Below are 428 nucleotides of genomic sequence, written 5' to 3' on the forward strand. Positions count from 1 at the left end.
ACAATATTATTATTTTCATTACTTTCGGCGATATTGTTATTACCATCAGCTTGATATAACAAATAATAATTGCCTACTGCAATACTATTATTGATGTTAATTGTAGTTGTTGAACCGCTAGAAACACCCGCAGCTATTGGACTGAGATAATCAGAACCTAAATAGATATCATCGTTGCTTAAGGTTGTATTTGTTGAAAGATAAAACTTTGTTTGTTGATAGCCTGCACTACCCGTGCCTTGATTTTTCACTTGATAGCTGACTTCAATACTTTCACTCACTGACCCTACACTGGGATTAACAGCATTTTGGATAATTAAATCAGCTTTTTTAATAGCGATCGCTTTAGCCACAATATTATTATTTTCATTACTTTCGGCGATATTGTTATTACCATCAGCTTGATATAACAAATAATAATTGCCTAC

1 protein-coding gene is annotated in these 428 nt (G+C 32.7%); it reads right to left on the reverse strand.

Annotated features, from left to right (window positions below; all coding sequences use genetic code 11):
- A partial coding sequence (locus tag GNE10_RS35065) for a CARDB domain-containing protein (protein WP_311774917.1) occupies window positions 1–428 on the reverse strand: 428 nt, incomplete at both ends.

It is taken from the genome of Nostoc sp. 2RC, from assembly GCF_014222165.1.
GTDB classification, from domain to species: Bacteria; Cyanobacteriota; Cyanobacteriia; order Cyanobacteriales; family Nostocaceae; genus Nostoc; species Nostoc linckia.